This window comes from Microbispora hainanensis (assembly GCF_036186745.1).
In the GTDB taxonomy this organism is placed as follows: Bacteria; Actinomycetota; Actinomycetes; order Streptosporangiales; family Streptosporangiaceae; genus Microbispora.
On the sequence record NZ_CP108086.1, the window covers coordinates 2790631 to 2811353 of the forward strand.

The 20723-nt window shown below is 72.4% G+C and carries 17 protein-coding genes; 11 read left to right on the forward strand and 6 right to left on the reverse strand.

Going from position 1 to position 20723, the window contains the following annotated elements:
• The first annotated feature begins 128 nt into the window (after positions 1–128).
• Complete coding sequence (locus OHB01_RS13030; protein WP_328855437.1) at positions 129–2027, forward strand: hypothetical protein; 1899 nt, start codon at positions 129–131, stop codon at positions 2025–2027.
• Positions 2028–2311: 284 nt separating this feature from the next.
• Here OHB01_RS13030 and OHB01_RS13035 read toward each other — a convergent pair whose 3' ends face one another.
• Positions 2312–4807: a DEAD/DEAH box helicase gene (locus tag OHB01_RS13035; RefSeq protein WP_419197575.1), complete on the reverse strand. Its 2496-nt coding sequence runs from the start codon at positions 4805–4807 to the stop codon at positions 2312–2314.
• Positions 4808–5210: 403 nt separating this feature from the next.
• On the opposite strand from OHB01_RS13035, the gene OHB01_RS13040 reads away from it, so the two are divergent.
• The 5 genes from OHB01_RS13040 (at position 5211) to OHB01_RS13060 (ending at position 11571) form a co-directional block, all read left to right on the forward strand.
• Complete coding sequence (locus OHB01_RS13040) at positions 5211–5561, forward strand: STAS domain-containing protein (protein WP_030506779.1); 351 nt, start codon at positions 5211–5213, stop codon at positions 5559–5561.
• A 19-nt stretch (positions 5562–5580) separates the two neighbouring features.
• Positions 5581–6009: an ATP-binding protein gene (locus OHB01_RS13045; RefSeq protein ID WP_142647896.1), complete on the forward strand. Its 429-nt coding sequence runs from the start codon at positions 5581–5583 to the stop codon at positions 6007–6009.
• A 468-nt stretch (positions 6010–6477) separates the two neighbouring features.
• Entirely contained in the window at positions 6478–8811 is a 2334-nt protein-coding gene (locus OHB01_RS13050; protein ID WP_142647897.1) for a sodium-translocating pyrophosphatase, read from the forward strand.
• 162 nt (positions 8812–8973) lie between these two features.
• Entirely contained in the window at positions 8974–9438 is a 465-nt protein-coding gene (locus tag OHB01_RS13055) for a SixA phosphatase family protein (RefSeq protein ID WP_260617263.1), read from the forward strand.
• Between the two features lie 51 nt (positions 9439–9489).
• A complete protein-coding gene (locus tag OHB01_RS13060; RefSeq protein ID WP_328855439.1) occupies positions 9490–11571 on the forward strand; it encodes an FUSC family protein in 2082 nt (693 codons plus the stop codon).
• Positions 11572–11575: 4 nt separating this feature from the next.
• Here OHB01_RS13060 and serB read toward each other — a convergent pair whose 3' ends face one another.
• Positions 11576–12799: a phosphoserine phosphatase SerB gene (gene serB / locus OHB01_RS13065; RefSeq protein ID WP_328855440.1), complete on the reverse strand. Its 1224-nt coding sequence runs from the start codon at positions 12797–12799 to the stop codon at positions 11576–11578.
• A gap of 189 nt (positions 12800–12988) precedes the next feature.
• Between serB and OHB01_RS13070 the strand changes: the two genes are divergently transcribed.
• Together OHB01_RS13070 and OHB01_RS13075 are read left to right on the forward strand one after the other, a co-directional pair.
• A complete protein-coding gene (locus OHB01_RS13070; RefSeq protein WP_142647899.1) occupies positions 12989–13723 on the forward strand; it encodes a GNAT family N-acetyltransferase in 735 nt (244 codons plus the stop codon).
• Positions 13720–14649 (forward strand): lysophospholipid acyltransferase family protein, encoded by a 930-nt coding sequence (locus tag OHB01_RS13075; protein ID WP_147943005.1) that lies wholly within the window; start codon positions 13720–13722, stop codon positions 14647–14649. The genes OHB01_RS13070 and OHB01_RS13075 overlap by 4 nt, the downstream gene beginning before the upstream one ends.
• An 80-nt stretch (positions 14650–14729) precedes the next feature.
• Here the strand turns inward: OHB01_RS13075 and OHB01_RS13080 are convergent, their stop codons facing one another.
• The 3 genes from OHB01_RS13080 to OHB01_RS13090 are packed head-to-tail and all read right to left on the reverse strand — an operon-like array spanning position 14730 to position 17043.
• On the reverse strand, positions 14730–15287 hold the full coding sequence (locus OHB01_RS13080) for a hypothetical protein (RefSeq protein WP_142647901.1): 558 nt from the start codon (positions 15285–15287) through the stop codon (positions 14730–14732).
• Between the two features lie 56 nt (positions 15288–15343).
• Positions 15344–16384: an S-adenosylmethionine:tRNA ribosyltransferase-isomerase gene (locus OHB01_RS13085; RefSeq protein WP_328855441.1), complete on the reverse strand. Its 1041-nt coding sequence runs from the start codon at positions 16382–16384 to the stop codon at positions 15344–15346.
• Positions 16381–17043 (reverse strand): SDR family NAD(P)-dependent oxidoreductase, encoded by a 663-nt coding sequence (locus OHB01_RS13090; RefSeq protein ID WP_142647903.1) that lies wholly within the window; start codon positions 17041–17043, stop codon positions 16381–16383. Before OHB01_RS13090 ends, OHB01_RS13085 begins: the two co-directional genes overlap by 4 nt.
• A 125-nt stretch (positions 17044–17168) precedes the next feature.
• Here OHB01_RS13090 and OHB01_RS13095 point away from each other — a divergent pair, with 125 nt between their 5' ends.
• Both OHB01_RS13095 and OHB01_RS13100 read left to right on the forward strand, forming a co-directional pair.
• Complete coding sequence (locus OHB01_RS13095; protein ID WP_142647904.1) at positions 17169–18341, forward strand: GAF domain-containing sensor histidine kinase; 1173 nt, start codon at positions 17169–17171, stop codon at positions 18339–18341.
• Positions 18338–18961 carry a response regulator transcription factor gene (locus OHB01_RS13100; protein WP_328855442.1) on the forward strand — a complete coding sequence of 208 codons (624 nt, stop codon included), beginning with the start codon at positions 18338–18340 and terminating at the stop codon, positions 18959–18961. Before OHB01_RS13095 ends, OHB01_RS13100 begins: the two co-directional genes overlap by 4 nt.
• Positions 18962–18969: 8 nt before the next feature.
• Here OHB01_RS13100 and OHB01_RS13105 read toward each other — a convergent pair whose 3' ends face one another.
• The gene (locus OHB01_RS13105; RefSeq protein WP_405396608.1) at positions 18970–19695 is read right to left on the reverse strand and encodes a hypothetical protein; all 726 of its coding nucleotides are present in this window, start codon (positions 19693–19695) and stop codon (positions 18970–18972) included.
• 70 nt (positions 19696–19765) lie between these two features.
• On the opposite strand from OHB01_RS13105, the gene OHB01_RS13110 reads away from it, so the two are divergent.
• Positions 19766–20554 (forward strand): ABC transporter ATP-binding protein, encoded by a 789-nt coding sequence (locus tag OHB01_RS13110; RefSeq protein WP_142647907.1) that lies wholly within the window; start codon positions 19766–19768, stop codon positions 20552–20554.
• Positions 20555–20723: the final 169 nt, after the last annotated feature.

Consider the following 20723-nt stretch of genomic DNA (forward strand, 5'->3'; position numbering starts at 1 on the left):
AGAATCACGACTTCTTAGACACAAGGTCCAAGAGCGGACGGCTGGCGTAAAGTGCCGCGTACTCTCAGTCGCCGTTCGTGTTCGGCCGATGCAGCCGGGGCGGACGGTTCTGTACGAAGGGATGCGTCGTGACCAGGGTTCGCAGGCTGGGCACAACGGCGTTGATCGGTCTGGCGGCTCTGACGTGCACGCCGATGATCGGTGCCGCACCCGCGAACGCGGCCGACGCCGAGATCCTGTCTCCCGCGGACGGGGAGGTCGTCAAGTCGTCCGGCGCGGTGGCCGTGTCCGCGAAGACGGACTGGTACCAGATCAGCATGGCCCTGTACGTCGAGGGACCGTCCATATCCCGGCAGAAGATCGCTTCGGGTGGCGCGAACCAGACGATCAGCGGAGCCTTCGACCCTGGCAACGCCCCCAACGGCACGTTCACGGTCAGTCTGTTCGGCGAGGTCACGCACAAGACCTACGCCACCTCGACCTTTGTGCTCAGCCGCCCGCCGGAGGCTCCCGCCGGGGTCGAGGCGCAGCTCAAGAATCCTTCGACAGTCCTGGTCCGCTGGGCGAAGGGCGCCGAGCCGGATCTCCAGTCGTACGAGATCGCCTCGGTCAAGGCCGGTAAGTCCGGCTCCGTTTCCGCCGACTCCGCCTGCTCCGGTTCGATCTGTCAGACGAGCATGGCGCTTCCGGCCGGCCTGGGCGGGCAGAAGGTGGACGTCTCCGTCCGTGCGTACCGATCGGACGGCACAGGCGGCACCGTCGCCTCTCAGCGCTCCTCGGCCGCGTACGTGACCATTCCCGCTCCGAAGGCGTCCCCGAGCCCCTCGCCGAAGCCGTCGAAGAAGCCGGTCCGGTCGGCGGCCAGGCCACCCGCCGTCCACACTCCGAAGACGCATCAGTCCGCCGCCGTGCCGAACCCGGAACCGGCACTGCCCAAGGACACCAAGCTGCCGAAGCTCACGCTGCCGGAGGCGAACGGCGGCAGTGACCAGACCGAGCCGGTGGTCGTCCCGGAGAAGGCCGACGACCCGAAGATGACGGCTCAGTCGTCTTTCCTGCCGCTCGGCGGGCTGAGCTTCGGCGTGTACGTCGCCCTCGCCGTCGTCCTGCTCCTCACAGGCGCGAACCTGGGCGCCTGGCTGCGGCGCAAGGGCCTGACGAGTGACAGCGCGGGCGCGGGACGATCCGGCGGTCCGGAGCCGCGGCCGCTGACAGGACAGACGGGCGCCTCACCTGAGGCCGCCATGGTGGCGAGTGGCGCGGCCGCGTTGAGTGCCGGCGCCACGGCGAAGGCCCGGGGGAAGGCGCCCCTGCGACGTCCCTCCGTCATCCTGGCCAGGCCGAAGGCCCGCGAGAGTCTCCCGGAGACGGAGGCCGACACCGAGACCCACTTGGACGCCGTCTCCTCGACGACCGAGGACACCGACACCATCCCGGCCGCAGATGCCGGCACGGACACCAACCCTGACGCGGGCGCGGACACCATCCCGGGCGCAAGCGTCGGTGTGGACACCATCCCTGGCTCAGGCGTCGGCACGGGCGCCAACCCTGGCGCGGGCGCAGGGACGGGCACTTTGCCGGGCTCTGGCTCAGGCGTCGGCACGGGCGCCAACTCTGGCGCGGGCGCAGGGACGGGCACTTTGCCGGGCTCTGGCGCAGGCGTCGGCACGGGCACCTACCCCGGCACGGGCACCTACCCCGGCCCTGGCACAGGCGTCGGCGCGGGCGCAGGGACGGGCACCCACTCCGGTCCTGGCTCAGGTGTCGGCGCGGATGCCGATCCTGACGCGGGCACGGACACGGGCACGGGCACGGACCAGGAGACCACGACCTTCGGTCAGGAACCGGCGCCCGCTCTCGACCGGCCGGACCGGCAGGAGCCGCCGCCGGTGATACCGGCGCCGGTGGTGCCCGCGGGTGCGGCGATCAACGGCCAGATGCTGGAACGGCCTCTCCGCCAGCCCGAGCCGGACATCTGGACGGAGGACGACGACCACCTCTACTCCGGCCGTCGGCGCGATCTCTGACGGCCGCATCGTCCCGGCACCTCCGCCGCCCGCCCGCCTATGAGGCGAGCCGATCCGCCTGCCAGGGGCGGCGGCCCGCCGTGTCTCCGTGCGCCGTGATCAGAGGTCAGAAGGCGGATCCCTCGGACATGTGCCTCCGGTGCGCGTCGGCCGCCTCCGCCGTTGATCGCCTCGTGGGGGGCCGTGCTGGGAGGGCCCGCCTGCGGGGGCAGGTCGCTCCGCTCCCCGGAGGGCCTGCCTGTCTGTTCGGTCCCGTCCGTGGTCTGCCGTGTTGTGCGCCGTAATCAGGTGGCCAGGAGGATGTCGAGGAGGCGTATCGCTCCGGCCTTGTCGAGCGGCTCGTTGCCGTTGCCGCACTTGGGGGACTGGATGCAGGACGGGCAGCCGCGCTCGCACTCGCATGAGGCGATCGCCTCCCGTGTCGCCGTCAGCCAGTCGGACGCCCGGGCGTACCCGCGCTCGGCGAAGCCCGCGCCACCGTCGTGGCCGTCGTAGACGAAGACGGTGAGCAGGCCGGTGTCGGGGTGGAGCTCGGTGGATACGCCGCCGATGTCCCAGCGGTCGCAGGTCGCGAAGAGCGGCAGCAGGCCGATCGAGGCGTGCTCGGCCGCGTGCGCCGCCCCGCCGAGATCGACCGCTTCTCCAGGCTTGACGAGGTCGGCGAGCGCGGGCGTGGGCAGGGTCCACCAGACCGCGCGTGTGCAGAGCGTACGCGGCGGCAGGTCGAGTGGCTCCTCGCCGAGGACCTCCCCGGTCTGGGTGCGCCGCTTGAGGTACGAGACGACCTGGCGGGTGACCTCCACCGAGCCGAAGTGCAGGGTGCCGGGCCCGAAGGGCCGCGACCGCAGCGACTCCATCACCCGGATGTCGGTGACGTCCCGCGCGAAGGTCGTGTAGTCCGGGTCGGCGGCGGTGACCAGGGCGACCCCCGCCTCCAGGTCGAGCACGTCGACCACGAACGTCTCGCTCTGGTGCAGGTAGACGGCCCCGGCATGGACCATGGTGTGCGCCGACGGCTCGTCGACCGTGCCCAGCAGACGGCCGGTGGACGCCTCCACGACCTGTACGGGAGCGCCGCCCGAGCCGCGGATATCCGCCAGATCGGCGGCGTGGTCCCGGCTCGTCCAGAACCACCCCGTGGGGCGCCTGCGCAGCAGCCCCTGCTCCACGAGATCGTCGAGCACGCCCCGCGCCGCCGGGCCGAAGGTCTTCAGGTCGTCCTCGGTCAGCGGGATCTCCGCGGCGGCCGCGCACAGGTGAGGCGCCAGCACGTACGGATTGTCGGGATCGAGGACGATGGCCTCCACGGGCTGCCCGAACACCGCCTCCGGATGATGGACGATGTAGGTGTCGAGCGGATCGTCACGCGCGATCAGTACGGCCAGCGCGTCCTGGCCCGCACGCCCGGCCCGGCCCGCCTGCTGCCACAAGGAGGCACGGGTGCCGGGCCACCCGGCGATGAGGACCGCGTCGAGCCCCGAGACGTCGACGCCGAGCTCGAGAGCGTTGGTGGTGGCCAGGCCGGTCAGCTCGCCCGAACGCAGGGCCTTTTCGAGCACGCGCCGATCGTCGGCCAGGTAGCCCGCCCGGTAGGCCGCCACCCGGTCGGCCAGCCGCACTCTATGGTCGGTCCCGCGGCCCGCGCCGGTCTCAGCCGTTTCATGGGAGGTCTCGGCGGTGTCGGAGGTCTTGGTGCCCTGGGGGGTCTCGGCGGCCACGGAGGAGGGCCGCTCCCGCCCGCCGCCGATCTCGCCGAAGGGCCGGCTCGCGTCGCGTGCCCCGCCGGCGCCTGAGGCGTCGCCCCCAGCCGTGCCGTCGCCGAAGGCCTGGCCCGCGCCGCCCGAAACGCTGCCGAAGGGCCGGCCCGCGTCGCGTGCCCCGCCGGCGCCTGAGGCGTCGCCCCTAGCCGTGCCGTCGCCCGCGCCGTCGCCGAAGGCCTGGCCCGCGCCGCCCGAAACGCTGCCGAAGGGCCGGCCCGCGTCGCTCATCTCTTCCGGCAGGCCCTCTCCGTACTCCCCGTACGGCAGGGGCTCGGCGTCGAGGAGGGCCTCGACCTCCTCAAGAGTGCGGCGGGCGGTGAGGGCGACGGCCTCGGCGGCGCGGCGGGAGCGGACGAACGCGAGCGTGCGGACGTCCTCGATCACGAGGTCCGCCAGGAGATCGGCCGCCTCGGCCGTGGCCGTACGGCGGACGGGAGCGCCGCTTTCCCCGCGTAAATCGGTCAGAGGCGGCTCCCACAGGGCGAAGGTGGTCGAACCCCGGGGAGAGGCGTCCGTGGTCACCTCGGCCATCTCAAGCCCGGTAAGGCGCATTCCCGCGGCGGCGGGGTCGCTCGCGGTGGCCGACGCCAGCAGGAACACGGGAGAAGAGCCGTATCGGGCGGCGACCCGGCGCAGCCGGCGCAGGATCTGGGCGACGTGGGAGCCGAAGACGCCCCGGTAGCCGTGGCACTCGTCCACGACCACCAGCCGCAGTCGCCGCCAGAACGACGACCAGGACGAGTGCCGGGGCAGAATCGACCTGTGCAGCATGTCCGGGTTGGTCAGCACGTAGTTGGCGTTCTGACGGACCCACCGGCGTTCCTCTGGCGGCGTGTCGCCGTCGTACGTCGCCGCGCGCACCTGCGTCAGCCGCAGCTTGCGCAGGGCTCTGAGCTGGTCGGCGGCGAGTGCCTTGGTCGGGGTGAGATAAAGCACGGTGCCACCGGCGAAGATGTCCGCGACGGCCGGCACCAGGTAGGCCAGCGATTTTCCGGACGCGGTTCCTGTGGCAATGATCACGTTTTGGCCACGTTTAACCAGCTCGGCGGCTATAAGCTGGTGTTCCCACAGGCCAGAGACACCTTGCAGGCGAAGGCGCGAGAGCAGCAGCTCAGGAGCCCATTCCGGCCATCTCGCCTCACCTGCCTGACGTGCTGGAACATGCTCCACATGAGTGACGCGTCCCCGGCGTGCGGGAACCGCGAGCAGACGGGTGAGAAGGTCGCCTGTTCGGGCAGAGGACGAAGAAGTCGGAGTCACTGGTTTCCAGTTTGGCATCTGCGGGGAGAGTCGCCCGGAGTCGTGATTTCGTATAGACACGGAGTCGTAGCGTGGTTGAATGCCGCGCATCGGGTCGTGCCTCTGGACTACCAGGATGCATGACCTGTATCGAGACCTACGCAAGTAAGGCGCTGGAGGATCTGTGGATCTGAAGTTGGACCACCATTCCGAGGACAATCTCACCATCGTCGATGTCGAGGGTGAGATCGACGTCTACACCGCGCCCAGACTGCGTGAGCTGCTGATCGACCTGGTCAACAAGGGCAACTTCCACCTGCTCGTGAACATGGAGAAGGTGGACTTCCTCGACTCGACCGGTCTTGGCGTGCTGGTCGGCGGCCTCAAGCGGGTGCGGGCGCACGACGGTTCCCTGGAGCTCGTCTGCACGCAGGAGCGCATCCTGAAGATCTTCCGCATCACCGGCTTGACGAAGGTCTTCGGGATCTACGCCTCGGTCGAGGAGGCCAAGGAAGCCCACGGCCGGGACAAGTGACGGCCGAGGACTCGGCAACATGGCCACCGTCGAGCTGACGTTCAGCGCTCTGCCCGCCCACGTGCGTACGGCCCGGTTGGTCGCCACGGCCATCGCCCGCCGCACGGGAGTGGCCGAGGCGATCCTGGACGAGGTGCGGCTCGCCGTCGGGGAGGCGTGCTCGCGGGCTGTGGAGGCGCACCGCCTCCACTGCCCGGGGGAGCCGGTACGCATCGAGTTACGCGATGACGCGGGGCGCTTCGAGGTGACGGTCACGGACGCCGCCCCCAGCGAGGACGTGACGCCCCAGGTGCTGGAGGCGAACGGCAGCCTCATGCCCGAGATCGACAATCTGGGCATCGCGGTCATCGCGGGACTTGCCGACGACGTCGAGGTGCTCCCCGGGCCGAAGGGCATGCGCATCCGCATGAGCTGGCCCGCGTCGTCCCCCGGCATCGCCGCCCCCTGACCGGCGAAAGCCGCCAAGCCTCACAGGGCATCCAAGAGGACTTTCACGCACCTCGAAGACCTGCCGCGGCAGGCTTCGAGGCGAAACCTACGAGCAGATCGAGTGTCGCCCCCGGCGTGACACTCGATCTTTTGCTATGTCCGGCCCTATTTCGGACAGGCCGAAACCAGGAGCAGGGGAGTGCCGTAACCAGGGCGTCCATCGCCGCCGCGCCCCTGACTCCGCTGGTCAAAGCCCCTTCATAGCGGTGCAAATGTTCGGGCATTACTGGACGCCGTTTCGATTACGAGGTGCGAGGGCCTTCATATCCGTGGCGTCGCTGCGTAGACTCCCGGCACCGGCCAAGGTATTGCGGATGCAACCGGAAGCGGCACTTGCCAACCCGCCCGGAAGCGCCGCACGGCCAGTGGGTTCGTTCAGCGTCGTCCGGGCAGGAGGACCGAAACCCCGTCTGGCCGAGGAGGACGGATGTTTGCCTTGCACGCCGCTGGCGAAGGCGCAGCGGTAGCTCTGAACGGTTCCCATCTCACTCTTGTCATAGTCGTCGCCGTCGTGGCGTTGCTGGCGTTGGCGGTCGCGGGCGGTCTCGTCCGCGAGGTGCTCGCCGCAGGGCAGGGCACCGAGCGAATGCAGAACATCGCGCGTGCCGTGCAGCAGGGCGCCGCCGCGTATCTCGCGCGGCAGTTCCGGACGCTGGCCATATTCGTCGTCGTCATTCCGTTCCTGCTCCTTCTGCTCCCCGCGGGCTCGACCGGCGAGCGCATCGGCCGGTCCGTCTTCTTCGTCGTCGGCGCGGTGTTCTCCGCGCTGACCGGTTTCATCGGAATGTGGCTCGCCGTACGCGGAAACGTCCGCGTGGCGTCCGCCGCCCGCGAGTCGGGTGAGAAGACCGCGATGCGCATCGCGTTCCGTACGGGTGGCGTGGCCGGCATGTTCACGGTCGGCCTCGGCCTCCTGGGCGCCGCGATCGTGGTGCTGGTCTACAAGGGCGACGCGCCGAACGTCCTCGAGGGGTTCGGCTTCGGGGCCGCGCTGCTCGCGATGTTCATGCGTGTCGGCGGCGGCATCTTCACCAAGGCCGCCGACGTCGGCGCCGACCTGGTCGGCAAGGTCGAGCAGGGCATCCCCGAGGACGACCCGCGCAACGCGGCCACCATCGCCGACAACGTCGGTGACAACGTCGGCGACTGCGCCGGCATGGCCGCCGACCTGTTCGAGTCGTACGCCGTCACCCTGGTCGCGAGCCTGATCCTGGGCAAGGCCGCGTTCGGCACCGAGGGCCTGGTCTTCCCGCTGATCGTCCCGATGATCGGTGTGATCACCGCGGTCATCGGCATCTTCACCACGGCTCCGCGCTCCCGCGACCGTTCCGGCATGGCCGCCATCAACCGCGGCTTCTTCATCTCCGCAGCCATCTCGGCCGTGCTGGTGGCCGTCGCCGCGTTCGCGTACCTCCCGTCGAGCTTCGCCGAGCTGTCCGGCGCGGCCGCGGACGTCGCCGCGCTCACCGCCGACCCGCGCCTGATCGCCATCGGCGCGGTGCTCGTGGGCCTGGTGCTGGCCAGCGCCATCCAGATCCTCACCGGCTACTTCACCGAGACCAACCGGCGCCCGGTGCGGGAGATCGGCGAGAGCTCGCTCACCGGCCCCGCCACCGTCATCCTGTCCGGCATCTCGGTCGGTCTGGAGTCCGCGGTCTACTCGGCGCTGCTGATCGGCGGCGCGGTCTACGGCGCGTTCCTGCTCGGCTTCGGCAACGTGACCGTGGCGCTGTTCGCCGTGGCCCTCGCGGGCACCGGCCTGCTGACCACGGTCGGCGTGATCGTGTCGATGGACACCTTCGGCCCGGTCTCCGACAACGCCCAGGGCATCGCCGAGATGTCGGGCGACGTCGAGGGCGAGGGTGCGCGCGTGCTCACCTCGCTCGACGCGGTCGGCAACACCACCAAGGCGATCACCAAGGGCATCGCGATCGCGACCGCCGTGCTCGCGGCGACCGCGTTGTTCGGCTCGTTCCGTACGGCGGTCGAAGGCGAGCTGGCCAAGGCGACACAGGGCGTGAAGGACGCGCTCGGGTCGTTCGCGAACTTCAGCCTGTCGGTGGACGCCCCGAACGCCCTGGTCGGCCTCATCGTCGGCGCGGCCGTGGTGTTCCTGTTCTCCGCCCTCGCGATCAGCGCCGTCGGCCGCGCCGCCGGCCGGGTCGTGTACGAGGTGCGCGAGCAGTTCCGCACCAAGCCGGGGATCATGGACGGCACCGAGCTGCCGGACTACGGCCGCGTGGTGGACATCTGCACCCGCGACTCGCTGCGCGAGCTCGCGACCCCCGGCCTGCTCGCCGTGCTGACCCCGATCGCGGTCGGCTTCGCGCTCGGGTACGCGCCGCTCGGCGCCTACCTGGCCGGCGCCATCGCGGCCGGAACGCTGATGGCGGTGTTCCTCGCCAACTCCGGCGGCGCCTGGGACAACGCCAAGAAGCTGGTCGAGGACGGCCACCACGGCGGCAAGGGCTCGGAGGCGCACGCCGCCACCGTCATCGGTGACACCGTCGGCGACCCGTTCAAGGACACCGCCGGCCCGGCCATCAACCCGCTGATCAAGGTGATGAACCTGGTCGCGCTGCTGATCGCCCCGGCCGTCGTCACGTACGCCGACAACGTCGCGGTCCGTGTCACCGCGACGGTCGTCGCGGTGGCGGTCGTGGTCGGCGCCGTGGTGGTCTCCAAGCGCCGCGCCACGGGCATCGCCCCGTCCGGTGAGGCCGACGTGGAGTCCCGCGCCACGGAGCCCGTCGCTCACTGAGAGCACTGACTACGAAGGTCCCTCGCTCCTGGAGCGGGGGACCTTCTCCATACACTGAGCACTTATGGACAAGCCGAACGGGGGCAGGACGCTGGCGCTGATCCTGCTGACCATGGCCGTGATGATGGCCGTGATCGTGGGTCTCGCCGTGTGGGCCATGCCGTGAGCGCCCGGACGCTCGTCGTGGTCAGGCACGCCAAGGCGGGCCAGGTGCCCGGCCTCCTGGACACCGAACGTCCGCTCACCCCCAGTGGTGAGCGCGACGCCCGCGCGGCGGGGGAGGAGATCAGGCGGCTCGCCCCGGAGCTCGTCCTGTGCTCGCCGTCGGTCCGCACCCGCAGGACCGCCGAGCTGCTCGGCCTCGACGCTCCCGTCGAGATCGAGCGCGACATCTACGAGGCGTACCCCGACGACCTGCTCGGCGTGCTGCGCCGTACGGACGACGAGATCGCGGCGGTGGTGCTCGTCGGCCACAACCCGGGCGTGCACGAGCTCGTGGTCGCCCTCACCGACGCGCGGCTCGACGGCTTCCCGCCCTGCGCGTACGCGGTGATCGAGCTGGACGTGCCGTCGTGGGAGCACCTCGCCCCCGGCACCGGACGGCTGGCCCGGATGAGCCGCCCCTGATTGCCGGGCGGCACGGCGGGTAGAAACACTCGCCTGCCGCTCAGGAACGTCGTGCTCGCCAGGGCGCCGAGGCTGGAGGATCCACGCCTCGCGCTCGGCTTCGGCCTGACCGGGGCCGCCTGCCTGCTGATCCCGCTGCTGACCGGCCTGCTCGCCGGCCATCCCGCGGGCGGCGCGACGGTCGGCGTCGGCGCGTGGCTGGTCGCGGGGCGGGCCATCGTGAACCCCGCGGGTGTGCGCACGCCGTTTCTGCTCGGCGTCGTGCTGTCGGTCGGCGTGGGGACGTCGCTGGGGATCCTGCTGTCGGGCAGCAGCTGGGCCATGGTGCTGGTCGCCTCTGCCCTGGCCGGGCTGGGCGGCCTGGTGCGCCCGATCGGCGTCACCCCGGCGCTCACGCTGCTGCTGACCGCCGCCAACCCGCTGCCGCTCGATCCGGCGCCGCACACCGGCCTGCAACTGCTCGGCGGCCTGCTGGCGGCAGTCCTGCTCACGCTGCCCTGGCCGTGGCGGCGCACCCGCCCGGTCGTCGCGGTGCTGGGCGAGGCGGCCGACACCCTGGCCGAGCTGGCCGAGGCCGTGGCCGACCCCGCCGTCGGTCAGGACGAGTGGGACGAGCGCCGCAGGAAGGCCACCGCCGCGATCGCCGATGTCCGCATGGCCCGCGCCCGCCGCGTCCAGTGGGAGCGGTCGCGGGCGGCAGAGGAGGTCGCGCTCGCGTTGCGCCGGGTGTTCCACGAGATCATCGCGTTGCGCGGGCTGTGCGGCACGCTGGCCCGGCGTGCGCCCGGCGCGGCGGACGAGGCGGGGATCTGCGACCTCGTGGCCTCGCTGTCCGCGACGCTGCGCGCCTATCTGGCCGAGTGCCCGCCCGAGCGCGTGTCGATCGTGGACTTCGGCGACCGGGTCGACCGGCTGCGCGACCGGGCCGCGGGCGGCAGGCGCGAGATGGTCGTGCTCGTCCTCCTCCGGCAGATCGCGCACAGCGCCGGGCGGATCCGGGAGGCGCTCGACGGCTCCCTTGAGGCGGCCCGCCGCCTGTGCACACCCGGCCTCGATCTGACCACGCTGGCGGTCTCCCCGTCGCTCGCCTTCGACGACCCGCGCGTGCGGCACGCCCTGCGGGTCGTGCTCGGCACCGCCTTCGCCTCGATCGTCATCGTGCTGTTCAAGCCCGCCTATCCGCACTGGCTGGTGATCGCGGTGCTGGTCACCATCCAGCCGACGTACGGCGAGACGCGGGCGAAGGTGTGGGCGCGGGTGGGCGGCAGCACGGCCGGGGGCCTGATCTCGGCCGGCATCCTCCACCTCATGCCGGGTCACTGGACGCTCGTCGCGTTGATCGGGGTGTCGGCCGCGCTGGCGTTCGGCCTGGCCCCGACCCACCAGGCCTACTGGGCGACGTTCATGACGATGTGCGTGCTGCTGCTGCTCGACTTCCAGAGGCCGCAGACCGCGGGGATCGCCGAGTCGCGGGTCGTGCTGACCATCCTCGGCGGTGTCATCGCCATCGCGTGCGCGCGGCTGCTGTGGCCGCGAGGGGAGACGGACCGGCTGGCCGAGCGGGTCGGCCGGATGCTCGACTCGCACGCGGCGGCCGCCCGGACGCTGGCGCAGATGGCCCGGGGGAAGGCGGGCGTCGAGCGGGCCGACGAGCGGATCAGGAAGGCCGCGGTGGACGCCGACATGGTCACGGCGGCGCTCGGCTACATCGCCAAGGAGCCCGGCGGCACGGCCCCCGACGCGGTCGAGGAGGTCGTGGAGGCCGCCCAGCGGGTGCGTGACGACCTGCTGACGCTGATCTCGGTGCTCCGCGACGAACCCACCGGGGCCGGGCCGGTGCCCGACGTCCTGGACGCCGTGGCCGTCCACCTGCGGGGCGCCGCGCAGGCCGTGTGGGGGCGGGAGCCGTACGAACCGGCGGGGGAGGTGAGCCGGGGGCTCGCGGACGACGCCGTGTGGGTCGGCGCCCAGGCCGAGCGCCGGCTCACCGAACTGGAGGCGGACGACGCCGAGCCCGGCTCCGGGCGGGCGCTGCTGCGCACCGCCGCCGTCGACCAGGCCCTGCGCTCACTCGGTGCCGACGCCGTACGGCTGTGCGCGGTGGCATCAGGCGCGTTCGCGACCAGGTCCTGAAATTTCAGTTCATGGTGGGCGGCATGCCGTCCTCGGCGTCGGCCGCCTCGACCTCCTCGCGGGAGATGCCGAGCAGATAGAGGATCGAGTCGAGATAGGGCACGTTGACCGCGGTGTCGGCGGCCTGCCGCACGATGGGCTTGGCGTTGAAGGCGATGCCGAGCCCGGCGGCGGCGAACATGTCGAGGTCGTTCGCGCCGTCGCCGATCGCGACGGTCTGGCTGAGCGGGATGCCCGCCTCGGCGGCGAAGCGCTCCAGCGCGCGGGCCTTGCCCGGCCGGTCGACGATCTCGCCGACGACCCGCCCGGTGAGCCGGCCGTTCACGACCTCAAGGGTGTTGGCGGCCGAATAGTCGATGCCGAGATCGGCCACGAGGGAGTCGGTGATCTGGGTGAAGCCGCCGCTCACGATCGCAAAGCGATAGTCGAGCCGCTTGAGGGTCCGCACCAGCGTGCGCGCGCCGGGGGTGAGGACGACCTCCTTGGCGACCTTCTCGAAGACCTCCTCCGACAGCCCTTCGAGCAGCGCGACCCGCCTGACCAGCGACTCGGCGAAGTCGAGCTCGCCGCGCATGGCGTCGTCGGTGACCCGGGCGACCTCGTCCAGGCACCCGGCGTGCCGGGCCAGCAGCTCGATGACCTCGTTCTGGATCAGCGTCGAGTCGACGTCCATCACGATGAGGCGCTTGGCGCGGCGGTGCAGGCCGCTGCGCTGCACGGCCACGTCCACCTGCTGGGCCGCCGCCTCCGCGGCCAGCTCCGCCCGCAGCGACTCGGGATCGGCGCCGGACACGGCGAGCTCGATGCACGTCACCGGATAGCTCGACAGCCGTTCGATCCTGTCGATGTTGGCTCCGCTCGCCGCGATCCGGCCGGCGATCCCGGCCATGGCGGCGGGCAGCAGCGGCGCGCCGAGGACGGTGACGTGCAGCCGCCCGCGTCGCCGCTTCTCCTTGGAGTGCGTGCCGGTCGCGATCTCCAGGTCCATGTCGAGGTCGGCGGCGACCTGCTCGACGGCCGTCCACAGGCCGCCGATCGTGCCTCCGGTGCCGGTGGGCGGACCCCCGGCGTACGCGACGAGGACGCCCAGGGTGAGGCGGCCTCGGATGACGACCTGCTCCACGTCGGCCACGACGACCGGGAACCCGGACAGTACGGAGAACAGCCGCGAGGTGACGCCCGGGCGATCCGGACCGGTCAGCGTGATCAGGAGCGTGCGCTGGTTCACGTTGTTTGAGGTTACTGCGCCGCTTGTCGTGTGCGCGCACGAGGTTCACGATGCGGACGCCTTCATGCCCCCGCTCTGAGGCTCCGTTGTCATTTCCGCATGTCGTCATGGTGGTGGGCCGTGGAAGGGGCCGGGAGAGACGGGACGCCTCACCGCGGCCGGCACCCCCCGAGGAAGGACGCGACACGCATGACGATCTCGCTGCAGCCCCAGCATTCCCTTGATTCCGGCCGTTACACCGTCGGGCTCGCCGAGAGCGCCGCGGATCTGCGTGCCGCCCAGCGCCTGCGTTACGAGGTTTTCGCCGGGGAGATGGGCGCCCGGCTCGACTCCCCGCTGAACGGGCTCGACGTCGAACCGCTCGACGCCTACTGCGACCATCTCCTCGTCCGCGAGGGTGACACGGTGGTCGGCACCTACCGCCTGCTGCCGCCCCGCCGCTCCGACCGGCTCTACTCCGACGCGGAGTTCGACCTCCGGGCGCTGGAGGGCCTGCGCGGCGACCTGGTCGAGGCCGGGCGCACCTGCGTGCACCCCGGCCACCGCGGCGGCGCGGTCGTCGCGCTGATGTGGGCCGGGATCGCGCGCTACATGGCCGACCGCGGGCACGCCTGGCTGGCGGGCTGCTGCTCGGTGCCCCTGGACGACGGCGGCGTGGTCGCCGCCGGTGTCGTCGACCGGGTCGCGCTGGGGCCGCAGGAGTATCGCGTCACGCCGCGCACGCCCTGGCGCGGCGACGGGGTCCCCCGCCCCGGCCGGTTCGCGGTGCCGCCGCTGCTACGCGGATATCTGCGGCTCGGGGCGTGGATCTGCGGCGCGCCCGCCCATGATCCCGACTTCGGCACCGCGGACTTCTTCGTGCTGCTGCGCGTGGCCGACGCCGACCCCCGCTATCTGCGGCACTTCCTCGGGCGGTCGCGATGAGCGCCGTCACCCACCTGCCCGCGGCCTCCTCCGCCTGGCTGCCCGCCTCCCCCTGCGCGCCGGACCTCTGCGTGCGGGCACAGGCCCGTACGGCGGGCCCCCTGCGGCGGGCCGCCCGCCTGCTGGGCGTGGTCGTGGTGCTGCTCGCCGGTCTGCCGATCGCGCTCGCCCTCGGCCGTACGGCGTGGCGAGAGGCGGTCACGACGCGCTGGTCACGGCTGCTGCTGCGGGCACTCGGCGTGAGGATCGTGACGCGTCGCGGGTTCTCCTGCATCGGGGGCTCGGCGCGGGCGCGGGCCGTGCCGGAGGAGGACGGGCCCGCCCTGCTCGTCGGCAACCACGTCTCGTGGCTCGACCCCCTGGTGATCACGGCGACCTTCGCCTGCCGCCCGCTGGCCAAGGCCGAGGTGGGCAGGTGGCCCGTCGTACGCACGCTGGCCGCCGGGGGCGGCGCCCTGTTCATCGACAGGGACCGGCCGTCCGCCCTGCCGGAGGTAGTCGCGGACATGACCGCCGCGCTGCGGCGCGGTGAGAGCGTGGCCGCGTTCCCCGAGGGCACGACGTGGTGCGGACGCGAGATGGGCCGGTTCCGGCCCGCGGTGTTCCAGGCGGCGATCGACGCCGGGGTGCCCGTGCGGCCGGTGGCGCTGCGGTTCCTCGAGCTTCCCGAGGGCGCCGGAACAGGCGTGTCCACCCGGCCGTCGTACGTCGGGGACGACACGCTGCTCGCGTCCGTCCTGCGGATCGTCGCCGCCCGGGACCTCGTCGCGGAGGTGACGGTCTTCCCCGCCGTACGGCTGGACCGCCCGCCCGTGTACGGCAGCCGGGCCCACCGGAGACAGGCGCGGGCGGAGCTCGCGCGGATCGCCGAGGCCCAGGTCAGGACGGGACTGGTGGAGCCCGGGGAGCGGGCCGCGGCGGCCTGACAAACCGCCGGACAAGCCGCCGGACGATCGGCGGCGCCTGCCCGGAGACCCCGGGCGGGCGCCGTGGAGGATGGACGGGGTCAGCGGGTGATCGTGCTCTTCGACTTCACCCAGCCGATGCTGTCGCCGAACTCCGAGAGCAGCCGCCTGGGGTCGGTGTTCGTCGAGGTGTCGACGACCGCGCCGCCGAAGTAGCCGTAGAGTTTGCCGCGGGCGGACCCGCTCACCTGGGCCTTCGCATAGAACGTGTAGCTCTTGCCCTTCTTGAGACCGGGGAGCACGCACAGCGAGCGGGTCCGCTCCCGCGTGCAGTGCTCGTGATAGCGGGAGCCGTGCGGCACGTAGATCCGGGTCTTGGTGACGTTCTTGGGGAACTTGACCGCGAGGAAGATCTCGTCGGTCTTGGTCTTGAGCCTGTTGACGAGCTTGACCGTGAACGTCACCACGTGCCCGGCGCGGGCGCGGTAGGGGAAACTGACCTGGATGCGGACGGGCGCCGAGGCCGCCGTTGACGAGGAGGCGGACGATGCGGACGCGGCCGACGACGCGGCGGAGGCGGGCGCGCCGGACGCGACCAGTGCGCCCGCGGCCAGCGGCACGGCCAGCAGCGCGGTCGGCTTGCCGATGAGGGTACGCATGCGGGCCAGCCTTGACGATCGAGGTCACGGTTCGATCACGCGTCAGGAATCACGTGTCAGAGGATGAGATGGCTGTCGCCGAACTCGTGCCAGAGGTAGCCCTCCTCCAGCGCCGCCTCGTACGAGCGGGCCAGCACGCCCGTCCCGGTGATCGCCGACAGCATCATCAGGTGGGTTGACCGGGGCTCGTGCAGGCCCGTGACCAGGCCGTCCACCGCGCGTACGCCTCCCTCGGGCGTGACGACGCGCGAGGTCCAGCCCGACGCCGCCCGCACCGTGTCCGGGGCGTCGCGGGCGGCGGTCTCCAGCGCCCGCACGACGGTCGTGCCGACGGCGATCACCCGGCCCCCGTGCTCATGGGTGATGTTCACCAGCCGTGCCGTCCGCTCGGAGACGGCGAACCACTCGGGATAGGGCGGTTCGTCCTTCTCCGGAGACGCGACCCCGGTGTGCAGCGTGATCGGCGCGACCCCGATTCCCCGGCTGACCAGGGCGGTGACGAGCTCCGGGGTGAACGGCCGGCCGGCGCTCGGCATCTCCGCGCTGCCCGGCTCGACCCCGAAGACCGTCTGATATTCGGCGAGCGGCCAGTCGCGCCTCACGTAGCCGTAGCGGATGGGCACGCCGTGCCTGGCGAGGTAGGAGAGCACGTCGCGGTCGAGGCGGGCCCGCCACAGGCGCGGCGTCTCCGGCGCCAGCAGGCGCAGCGTGGCCCCTCCCGGCAGTGGCAGCCACTCACCGGGCGCGGCGCCCGAGTAGGGCTCCGTCGCCGTCCCCGTACGGCGGCGCAGCTCGACCAGCCACTCGCCGGACGCGAGACGGCCGGAGAAGTGGACGGCCAGCCGGTCGAGCCGCACCGCCGCGGGCAGGGTGGCGGAGTCGTTGACCACCAGCAGGTCGCCGGGGGACAGCAGCGACGGCAGGTCGGCGAATACGTGATGGGTGATCTCGCCGGTGTCGCGGCGCGACACCAGCAGCCTGACCTCGTCGCGGCGCAGCCCGCGCGCCTCCGGCGGTTCGTGCGCCTCCAGCGCCGCCCCCAGCGCGAACTCGAACGACTCTCCGTAGGGCCGGATCTCCGGATCGGGGGTGGTCATTCCAGCGCTCCCCGGGTGAAACGGCCGGGGGCGGGGCGGGAGCCGACGAGGCGCAGCAGCGCGGGCACCACGCTCTCGGGCGGCGGCGCCGCTCCGGCCTCCTCCGGGCCGACCGCGTCCGTCAGCATGCGGGTGCGCATCTCCCCCGGGTCCACCCACCAGACCGTCACGTCGGGCTCCTCGGCGGCCAGGACGTTCGACACCTGGTCGAGGGCGGCCTTGGTCGCGCCGTAGCCGCCCCAGCCCTCGTACGCCTCGACGGCGGCGTCGGAGGAGATGTTGAGGATCGCGCCCCGCCGCTTGCGCAGCGCCGGCAGGGTCGCCTGGACCAGCGCGAGCGGCGCGATCACGTTCGTCTCGAACAGCGCGCGCAGCGCGTCGAGCGGATAGTCGGCGAGCCTGGGCAGCGGGGTGGGGCCGAGCCCGCTCGCGTTGTTGACCAGGAGGTCGAGCTCGGGCACGGAGTCGGCGAGCCTCGCCACGTGCGCCGGGTCGGCGACGTCTCCGGGAAGGGCCCGGGCGCCGAGGTCGAAAGCGGCCGACATCAGGTCCTCTTCACCGCGCGCGGTGAGCAGGAGCGACCAGCCGTCGTCGGCGAGCGCCTTGGCGAGCGCGAGCCCCAGCCCTCGCGAGGCTCCGGTGATGAGTGCGTGCTTCATGCGCCTCACGCTAGGAATCGGCACGTCACGAGCGCATCGGACCGAGGCCCGGCCGTCGCTCGGCAGTTGGGTCTAGGTCCTGCGGCCGACGCGGCCCGCCCGTCGCGGGACCTAGTCTGTGTTGCGTGCCCGAGCCCGCCCACTCCGCCGCCGCCTGCGAGCGGGACCGTGACGCCGTGCTGCACGCGGTCAGCTCGGCCGTGCTCGCCGTCACCCGTCACCTGTCGGTCCGCGAGGTCCTCCAGGTGATCGTGCGGTCCGCGGCGCGGCTGCTCGACGCGAAGTACGCCGCGCTCGGCGTGCCGGACGACGATGGCGCGTTCGCCGAGTTCGTGGCCGAGGGCATCTCCGACGAGCAGTGGGCGGCCATCGGGCCCACCCCGCGCCAGCACGGCATGCTGGGCGCGATGCTCCGTGAGGGGACGCCGGTGCGGCTGCCCGACATCCGCAGGGACCCCAGGTTCGAGTGGTGGCCGAAGGCCCACCCCATCCTCAAGGACTTCCTCGGTGTGCCGATCACCGACGGCGACACCGTGCTCGGGATCATCTTCCTGTCCAACAAGCGGACGCCCGGCGGGTTCGACGAGGCCGACGAGGAGCTGCTGACGCTGTTCGCGGCGCACGCCGCCATCGCGATCACCAACGCCCGGCTGTACGAGCGGGGGCGCGAGCTCACGGTCATCGAGGAACGCACCCGGATGGCCCGCGAGCTGCACGACGCCGTCAGCCAGAAGCTGTTCTCGCTGCGGCTGACCGCGCGGGCCGCCGCCGCGCTCGCCCGTACGGACCCCGAGCGGGCGGCCGAGGCGATCGAGCGGGTCGAACGGATGGCGGGAGAGGCGCTGACCGAGCTGCGCGCGATGATCGTGGAGCTGCGCCCGGCCGAGCTCGACCGGCACGGGCTGGTGGAGAGCGTGCGCAAGCTGGCGGCCCTCCTCGACCGCCTGCACCCCATGACGGTCGCGTTCTCGGCCGAGGGCGAGTCGCCGGACGACCGCGACCTGGCGCCCGAGATCGAGGTCGCCGTGCTCCGGGTCGCCCAGGAGGCGCTGCACAACGCCGTACGGCACGCCAGGGCCGCCCGCATCGACGTACGGCTCTCGCACCGGGAGGCCACGCTGGTGCTGGAGGTGACCGACGACGGCGTGGGCTTCGACAGCACCGGACCAAACGGGGCGGGAGTGCACGGCCTGGGGCTGCCGTCGATGAGCGACCGGGCCCAGGCCGTCGGCGGCACGCTGACGGTCTCCTCCGCGCCCGGCCGCGGCACGACCGTACGACTGGAGGTGCCCGCGTGATCCGCGTGCTCATCGCCGACGACCACCCCGTCGTGCGGCAGGGCCTGCGTACGTTCCTGGAGATCCAGGAGGACATCAGCGTCGTGGGAGAGGCGGCGGACGGCGCCGAGGCGGTCGAGATGACCGGCGCGCTCGCCCCCGACGTGCTGCTGCTCGACCTGAAGATGCCGGTGCTCGACGGCCTCGGCGCGCTCGCGGAGCTGTCCGGACGGGACGTCCGGGTGATCGTCCTCACCTCGGTCAGCGACCGCGGCGACGTGGCCCCGGCCATGCGGGCGGGCGCGGCGGGCTTCCTCTACAAGGACGTGGATCCCGCCGCTCTCGTCCAGGCGATCCGGACCGTGCACGGCGGGCAGGTCCTGCTCGCGTCCGAGGCAGCCGAGGCGATGCTGGCGGGCCCGGCGGACCGCGAGCAGGCCGACGCGGGCTCCGCGCTGACCGACCGCGAACGCGAGGTGCTGCGGCTGCTCGCCGCCGGCCGCTCGAACCGCGAGATCGCCCGTGAGCTCGTGGTGGCGGAGAAGACCGTGAAGACGCACGTCTCCAACGTGCTCATGAAGCTCGGCGTGCAGGACCGCACCCAGGCCGCGCTCTACGCCGTACGCCACGGCCTGGCCTGAGTGCGGCTTCAGACCTGGGACTCCACGATGGCGTTGTGTGCGGCCACCCTGGCCCGCCGTACGGCGCGGTCGAGGTCGCGCAGGGCCTGCCCGCGCACGGCGACCTGCCCGGACGTGAGCCCTCGCTCGTCGGCGAGACGGAGCGCCACCGACAGCCGGGCGGCGAGGGCGCCGACCCGGTGCGCCCTGCCGGGGTAGCCGGGAGCCAGGGCCTCGCCCGCGCGGTCGAGCGCGTCGGCCGCAGGGAAGCCCTGCGCCGGGCCGCCCACGCCCAGCAGCGCCTCGGTGGCGGCCATCATGGCGGTCCGCAGCGCCTGCTCCGCCTCGGCCAGCGACGGCACGTCGGGCGGGACCGCCGACGCCTCGGTCACGGTCCAGCGGATTCCGGAGTACGAGGAGCCGCGCCGGTCGGCGGACGGCACGAGACCCAGGCAGCGGCCGGACAGCACGGCCACGGCGGCCTGGCCCGCGTCGATCGCGGCGCCGTTGAAGACGGGCGGGCCGGTGAGCCCGAGCGGGTCGCCGGGCACCGGCAGGGCCAGCCGGAACGCGCCGAGCCCCTCGATCCGCTGATCGACGAGGTAGGCGAGCAGGGGGGTCTCGACGTCATCCGCCGCCACCACCTGAGGCCCGGCCTCGCGCTCGACGCGGTCGAGGGCGTGCTCCAGGCTCACGTGTCCGCCGAGCCAGGCGTTGCCCCAGGCGACGAGCGTGGCGGAGATCGGTGAATCGATGCGCACCCGATCCACGATATGTGGTCGGACTGCCATAGTTTTATCTCAGAGAACCACGGGAGGGGGCCACATGGGCGGTCAGGTGCTTCAGCTTCAGGACGTGGCCGTCCGCAGGGACGGCGCGGCCCTGCTGCGCGGCATCGACTGGAGCGTCAGGGAAGACGAGCGCTGGGTGGTGATCGGGCCGAACGGCGCGGGGAAGACGACGCTGCTCCAGGTGGCCGCATCGCTGCTGTTCCCGTCCGAGGGCTCGGTGGAGATCCTCGGCGAGCGGCTCGGCCAGACGGACGTGTTCGACCTGCGGCCCCGGATCGGCCTGGCCAGCGCGGCCCTGTCGGAGCGCATCCCTCCGGACGAGAAGGTCATCGACCTCGTGCTCACCGCGTCGTACGCGATCCTGGGCCGGTGGACGGAGGAGTACGACTCCCACGACGTCACCCGGGCCGTCGAGCTCATCGACCAGCTCGGCTGCGCCCACCTGATCAGGCGGCGCTTCGGCACGCTGTCGGAGGGCGAGCGCAAGCGGGTGCAGATCGCCCGGGCGCTCATGCCCGACCCCGAGCTGCTGCTGCTCGACGAGCCCGCCGCCGGGCTCGACGTCGCGGGCCGCGAGGACCTCGTACGCCGTCTCGGCGCGCTGGCGCGCGACCCGAAGTCGCCCACGATGGTGCTGGTCACCCACCATGTCGAGGAGATCCCGGCCGGGTTCACCCACGTGCTGCTGCTGCGGCACGGCTCGGTCGTCGACCAGGGGCCGATCGACGCGGTGATGACGGCGGAGAACCTGTCGGCGACCTTCGGCGTGCCGCTGCACCTCGACCGCGGCCAGGAGGGCCGCTGGTTCGCCCGTCCCCTCTGACGTCCTGGCGGAGCCCCCGGCCTACCCTTGGCGGATAGCCGTTCGAGGGAGGGGCGCGCCGTGTTCTGGACTGAGGAGCGCGCGGGAGCGAAGCGATCAAGCGCGACGAGGGAAGTGTTGATCGCGCGCCTCCGGCACGACCCCACGGCCTGGAAGCGCCCCGAACTGC

Coding starts and splice junctions, on each gene's coding strand:
- OHB01_RS13045 (WP_142647896.1), top strand. CDS start 5,581: ATGGCCACCGTCGAGCTGACGTTCAGCGCTCTGCCCGCCCACGTGCGT.
- OHB01_RS13050 (WP_142647897.1), top strand. CDS start 6,478: ATGTTTGCCTTGCACGCCGCTGGCGAAGGCGCAGCGGTAGCTCTGAAC.
- OHB01_RS13070 (WP_142647899.1), top strand. CDS start 12,989: ATGACGATCTCGCTGCAGCCCCAGCATTCCCTTGATTCCGGCCGTTAC.
- OHB01_RS13075 (WP_147943005.1), top strand. CDS start 13,720: ATGAGCGCCGTCACCCACCTGCCCGCGGCCTCCTCCGCCTGGCTGCCC.
- OHB01_RS13080 (WP_142647901.1), bottom strand. CDS start 15,287: ATGCGTACCCTCATCGGCAAGCCGACCGCGCTGCTGGCCGTGCCGCTG.
- OHB01_RS13085 (WP_328855441.1), bottom strand. CDS start 16,384: ATGACCACCCCCGATCCGGAGATCCGGCCCTACGGAGAGTCGTTCGAG.
- OHB01_RS13090 (WP_142647903.1), bottom strand. CDS start 17,043: ATGAAGCACGCACTCATCACCGGAGCCTCGCGAGGGCTGGGGCTCGCG.
- OHB01_RS13110 (WP_142647907.1), top strand. CDS start 19,766: ATGGGCGGTCAGGTGCTTCAGCTTCAGGACGTGGCCGTCCGCAGGGAC.